General features: G+C 65.1%; 5 protein-coding genes. All 5 read right to left on the reverse strand.

The genetic code is table 11. The features are described from left to right. A partial coding sequence (locus QZ609_RS23925; RefSeq protein ID WP_295500183.1) for a branched-chain amino acid ABC transporter permease occupies nucleotides 1–712 on the reverse strand: 712 nt, incomplete at its 3' end. A gap of 88 nt (nucleotides 713–800) precedes the next feature. Continuing rightward, nucleotides 801–2,009, reverse strand: coding sequence for an ABC transporter substrate-binding protein (locus QZ609_RS23930; protein ID WP_295500186.1), 1,209 nt, complete (start codon nucleotides 2,007–2,009; stop codon nucleotides 801–803). A 62-nt stretch (nucleotides 2,010–2,071) separates the two neighbouring features. Then, nucleotides 2,072–2,812, reverse strand: a complete 741-nt coding sequence (locus tag QZ609_RS23935) for an ABC transporter ATP-binding protein (protein ID WP_295500188.1) — start codon at nucleotides 2,810–2,812, stop codon at nucleotides 2,072–2,074. Between the two features lie 85 nt (nucleotides 2,813–2,897). After that, entirely contained in the window at nucleotides 2,898–3,668 is a 771-nt protein-coding gene (locus QZ609_RS23940; protein ID WP_295500191.1) for an ABC transporter ATP-binding protein, read from the reverse strand. A 233-nt stretch (nucleotides 3,669–3,901) separates the two neighbouring features. After that, nucleotides 3,902–5,536, reverse strand: a complete 1,635-nt coding sequence (locus QZ609_RS23945) for a choline dehydrogenase (RefSeq protein WP_295500194.1) — start codon at nucleotides 5,534–5,536, stop codon at nucleotides 3,902–3,904. Between the last annotated feature and the right edge of the window lie 101 nt (nucleotides 5,537–5,637).

Below are 5,637 nucleotides of genomic sequence, written 5' to 3' on the forward strand. Positions count from 1 at the left end.
CCACCACCGCAAACACGGTGATGATCATGCTCTGCCCCATCAGCGGCGAGATCTGAATGACCGGGGCGGCCAGCACGCCGGCAAACGCCGCCAGCGCCACGCCAAAGCCGTAGGTGAGCGTGACCATCAGCGGCACGTTCACGCCGAAGGCTTCGACCAGCTTGGGGTTCTCGGTGCCGGCGCGCAGGTAGGCGCCCAGCTTGGTCTTCTCGATCATGAACCAGGTGGCGAAGCACACCGTCAGCGAGGCCACCACCACCCACGCGCGATAGTTGGGCAGCACCATGAAACCGAGGTCGGTGGCGCCCTGCAGCGCCTCAGGCGCCGAATACGGCAGGCCCGACACGCCGTAGATCGCGCGGAACACGCCCTCGATCACGAGCGTGACGCCCAGCGTCAGCAGCAGGCCGTAGAGATGATCCAGCTTGTAGATGAAGCGCAACATGGTGCGCTCGATCACCACGCCCACCAGCCCGATAGCCAAGGGCGACACCACCAGCATCACCCAGTACGGCAACTCGAGGTAGGACAGGCCCATCCACGTGAGCACCGCGCCCAGCATGAACAGCGCCCCGTGCGCGAAATTGATGACGTTGAGCAGCCCGAAGATGACCGCAAGGCCCAGGCTCAACATCGCATAGAAGGAACCGTTGACCAGACCCAGCAGCAGCTGGCTGAGCATGGCCGGTAGCGGAACGCCAAAGATTTCCATCGCGGTCAGGTAAGAGACACTAAGACACCAACACAACGTAGACCGCGCCGCCACCCACGCGGGCAGCGGCGCCGGATTGCTTACAGACTTACTTCTTCCACAGCGCGCACTTCGACTCGGCTTGCGTTGCAAAGGCCTGGTCACCCGGGATGGTCGCCACAACCTTCATGTAGTCCCACGGCTTCTTCGATTCGGCCGGGGTCTTCACCTGCAGCAGGTACATGTCGTGGATGCCGCGGCCGTCCTGGCGGATGGTGCCCTTGGTGTAGAAGTCGTCGATCTTCATCTTCTTGAGCTGGGCGATCACCTTGTCCGGATCGTCCGTGCCGGCGGCGGCCACCGCCTTGATGTAGTTCGACACCGCCGAGTAGTCGGCCGCCTGCAGGCTGCTCGGCATCTTCTTCATCTTCATGAAGTAGCGGTTGGCGAACTTGCGGCTGGCGTCGTTCATGTCCCAGTACCAGCTGTCCGTCATCAGCAGGCCTTCAGCCGTCTGCAGGCCAACGCTGTGCACGTCGTTGATGAACATCAGCAGGCCGGCGATCTTCATCGACTTGGTGATGCCGAATTCCTTGGCCGCCTTGATCGAGTTGATGGTGTCGCCGCCGGCGTTGGCCAGGCCCAGGATCTGCGCCTTGGACGACTGCGCCTGCAGCAGGTACGACGAGAAGTCCGACGCCGACAGCGGATGCTTGACCGAGCCCACCACCGTACCGCCGTTGGCCTTGACCACGGCCGCGGTGTCGTTCTCCAGCGAGTGACCGAAGGCGTAGTCGGCGGTCAGGAAGAACCACGACTTGCCGCCCTGCTTGACCACCGCGCTGCCGGTGCCCTTGGCCAGCGCCACCGTGTCATACGCGTAGTGGATCGTGTACGGCGTGCATTCCTCGTTGGTCAGGCGCGCGGTGCCGGCACCGATGGCGATGAAGGGACGCTTCTTCTCGGCGGCCACCTTGCTCATCGCCAGCGAGGTGGCGGAGTTGGTGCCGCCCAGCAGCATGTCGATGCCCTGCTGGTCCATCCACTCGCGCGCCTTGGAGGCGGCGATGTCGGCCTTGTTCTGGTGGTCGGCCGTGACCAGTTCGATCGGCTTGCCGAGCACCTTGCCGCCCGCATCCTCGATCGCCATCTTGACCGCCTCGACGCCGCCTTGGCCGTCGATGTCGGCATACAGGCCGGAGAGGTCGGTGATGTAGCCGATCTTCACCTTGTCGCCGCTCACCTGGGCGTGGGCGCTGAACGCCGCAATGCCCAGCCCTGCCGCCATCAGTGCACCAGCCAGCTTCTTGAGTGTCATGGTCTTGTCTCCTGTGTCGTACGGCACGGCGGATCACGCCGCGCAAAGGTCCTGCAAATCGATCAAACGCCGAGCAATTCGTGCAGCACCGGCATCTTGTCCTGCAACTGCGCCGCCTCGAAACGCTCGACGATGCGGCCGTGTTCCATCACATAGAAGCGATCGGCCAGCGGCGCGGCAAAGCGGAAGTTCTGCTCCACCATCACCACCGTGTAGCCGCGCTTCTTGAGCATCAGGATCATGCGGGCCAGCGCCTGCACGATCACCGGCGCGAGCCCTTCGGAAATCTCATCGAGCAGCAGCAGGTTGGCGCCGGTGCGCAGGATGCGCCCGACCGCCAGCATCTGCTGCTCGCCGCCCGACAGGCGCGTGCCCTGGCTCTGGCGGCGCTCTTTCAGGTTGGGGAACATCTCGTAGATCTCGGCCACGCTCATACCCGCGTTGCCGCTCTTGGCGACCTGGCCCTTCAGCACCGGCGGCAGCATCAGGTTCTCTTCGCACGACAGGCTGGAGAAGATGCCGCGCTCTTCCGGGCAGTAGCCGATGCCGCAGTGGGCGATCTTGTGCGTGGGCAGGTCGATGGTCTCGACGCCCTGGCCGCTCGTGTCGTGCACGACGATCGAACCCTTGCGCGTGCCGACCAGGCCCATGATGGCGCGCAGCGTGGTGGTGCGGCCCGCGCCGTTGCGGCCGAGCAGCGTGACGACCTCGCCGCGGTTCACGGTCAGGTCGACGCCATGCAGGATGTGCGATTCGCCGTACCAGGCGTGCAGGTCCTTGATCTGGAGCGCGGGCGTGCTCATGCAATGTTCTCGTGTGTTCGGGTCAAGCGTTCGCTTGCGTTCATGAGGCGGCGCGCGGCCGCATCGAAAGACCGGTCAGCGCCGGTTAGTGGCCTTCCAGCGCCGCGTCGGCGGTGCCCATATAGGCTTCCATCACCTGCGGGTTCTTCGAGACGTCTTCGTACGGGCCCTCGGCCAGGATCTGGCCGCGCTGCAGCACCGTGATCTTGTCAGCGATGGACGACACCACGTTCATGTTGTGCTCGACCATCAGGATCGTGCGCCCTTGCGCTACGCGTTGAATGAGCGCCGTCACGCGATCGACGTCTTCGTGGCCCATGCCCTGCGTGGGCTCGTCGAGCAGCATCAGCTCCGGCTCCATCGCCAGCGTGGTGGCGATCTCCAGCGCGCGCTTGCGGCCGTAGGGCAACTCCACCGTCACGGTGTTCGCAAACTGCGTGAGGTCGACCTGCTCCAGCAGCTCCATCGCGCGGTCGTTCAGCACGTTGAGCGATTGCTCGCTGCGCCAGAACGCATAGGCCGTACCGAGCTGGCGCTGCAGCCCGACGCGAACGTTTTCCATCACCGACAGGTGCGGAAACACGGCAGAGATCTGGAACGAGCGGATCACGCCCCGGCGGGCGATCTGGGCCGGCTTCTCGGACGTGATGTCGACACCGTTGAACAGGATGGTGCCGCGCGTGGGCACCAGGAATTTGGTCAGCAGGTTGAAGCAGGTGGTCTTGCCCGCGCCGTTCGGGCCGATGAGCGCGTGGATCGACCCGCGCCGCACCCGCAGGTTGACGTCGGACACAGCGGTGAAGCCCTTGAAGGCCTTCGTGAGTCCGCGCGTTTCGAGAATGATGTCCTGCGCCATGATTCCCTGCTGTCTCCCGCCTATTTTTGGTGCGGATGATTGTCATCGGGTGCTGCGTCGCAATACATCGGGGTTTGTACCGAGGCGCCTGAGCCCTCGCTTACAACCGGCAAACCCGCGCCAGCATTGGCTTCGCAGCCCGTCGATGGGGTTACGTAGAGTTACGTATCGGACAGATACGGATTGTCTATGAATATGACGCCGGTGTCATGTTGCAGCGTTGTGACAGCCGCTCAGGCCGCCACCGCCTCACCCCGTGCCCGCGCCTTGCGCGCCGCCACGATCATCTCCGCCGCCTTCTCCGCGATCATGATCGTCGGCGAGTTGGTGTTGCCCGAGGTGATGGTCGGCATGACGGACGCATCCGCCACGCGCAGGCCCTCGATGCCGCGCACGCGCAGCTGCGCGTCGACCACTGCGTTGGCGTCATCCGCGCGACCCATGCGGCAGGTGCCGACCGGGTGGAAGATGGTGGTGCCGATGTCGCCGGCGGCACGGGCGAGTTGCTCATCGCTCTGCACGGCAGCACCAGGCAGATACTCCTCGGGCCGGTACTTCGCCAGTGCCGGCTGCGACACGATGCGGCGCGTCAAGCGCAGCGAATCGGCGGCGACCTTGCGGTCTTCCTCCGTCGACAAATAGTTGGGCGCGATGACCGGCGCCGCAAACGGATCGGCCGAGGCGATATGCACCGCGCCGCGCGAGGTCGGCCGCAGGTTGCACACGCTGGCGGTGAAGGCATTGAACGCGTGCAGCGGCTCGCCAAACTTGTCCAGCGAAAGCGGCTGCACGTGGTACTCGACATCGGGCCGCGTGACCGACGGATTCGAGCGCGCGAACACCCCCAGCTGCGACGGCGCCATGCTCATCGGCCCGCTCTGGTTGAAGGCGTACTGCATGCCGATCAGTGCCTTGCCCCACCAGTGCGCCGCGCGCGTGTTCAGCGTCGGCACACCGTGGACCTTGACCACGCTGCGCAGCTGCAGATGATCCTGCAGGTTCTCGCCGACGCCCGGCAGCGCGTGCCGCACCGTCATGCCCAGCGCCTGCAGCCGCTCCGGCTGGCCGATGCCCGACAGCTCCAGCAACTGCGGTGAATTCACCGCGCCGGCCGAGAGCACCACCTCCTCGCGCGCGGCCACGGTGTAGTCCCGTCCCGCCCCGCGATACATCACGCCCGTGCAGCGCTTGCCGTCAAACGTGAGCGTGCGCACCTGCGCCCCGGTGACGATGGTCAGGTTCGGCCGCTCCGATGCCGGCCGCAGGAAACCCTTGGCCGTGCTCCAGCGGATGCCGCGCTTCTGGTTGACCTCGAAATAGCCGACGCCGAAGTTGTCGCCGCGGTTGAAGTCATTCGTGCGCGGGATGCCGGCCTGCACCGCCGCCTCGATGAAGGTTTCCAGCACCTCCCAGTGCAAGCGCTGCGGCTCGACGCGCCATTCGCCGTCGGCGCCGTGCCATGCGTTGGTGCCGCCGTGGTGGTTCTCGGAGGCCTTGAAGAGCGGCAGCACGGCGTCCCACCTCCACGAATCATCGCCGGTGAGGGCGGCCCAGCCGTCATAGTCTTCACGCTGGCCGCGCATATAGATCATGCCGTTGATCGACGAGCAGCCGCCCAGCACGCGGCCGCGTGGGTAGCCGAGGGAGCGGCCATTCAGGCCCGGTTCTGCGCGCGTGCGGTAGAGCCAATCGGTGCGCGGGTTGCCGATGCAGTACAGGTAGCCGACGGGGATGTGGATCCAGTGGTAGTCGTCTTTGCCGCCTGCCTCGAGCAGGAGCACGGAGACGTCCGGGTCGCGCGTCAGGCGGTTGGCCAGGACGCAGCCGGCGGAGCCTGCGCCGATGATGATGTAGTCGTAGGTTTCCATGTCTCCGTGCTCTTCTCTGATGTGCTGGTTTTTGTTTTTGTACTTTTGGTGCATCCCTTGTTTCATCCCCTGCCGGGGCTGACTCACTTTCTTTGTCTTGC

Source organism: uncultured Ralstonia sp. (genome assembly GCA_913056305.1).
Lineage (GTDB): Bacteria > Pseudomonadota > Gammaproteobacteria > Burkholderiales > Burkholderiaceae > Ralstonia.

Bases quoted from the DNA above. Each gene is read 5' to 3' on its own strand.
- QZ609_RS23930 (WP_295500186.1), bottom strand. From the start codon at position 2,009: ATGACACTCAAGAAGCTGGCTGGTGCACTGATGGCGGCAGGGCTGGGC.
- QZ609_RS23940 (WP_295500191.1), bottom strand. From the start codon at position 3,668: ATGGCGCAGGACATCATTCTCGAAACGCGCGGACTCACGAAGGCCTTC.
- QZ609_RS23945 (WP_295500194.1), bottom strand. From the start codon at position 5,536: ATGGAAACCTACGACTACATCATCATCGGCGCAGGCTCCGCCGGCTGC.
- QZ609_RS23935 (WP_295500188.1), bottom strand. From the start codon at position 2,812: ATGAGCACGCCCGCGCTCCAGATCAAGGACCTGCACGCCTGGTACGGC.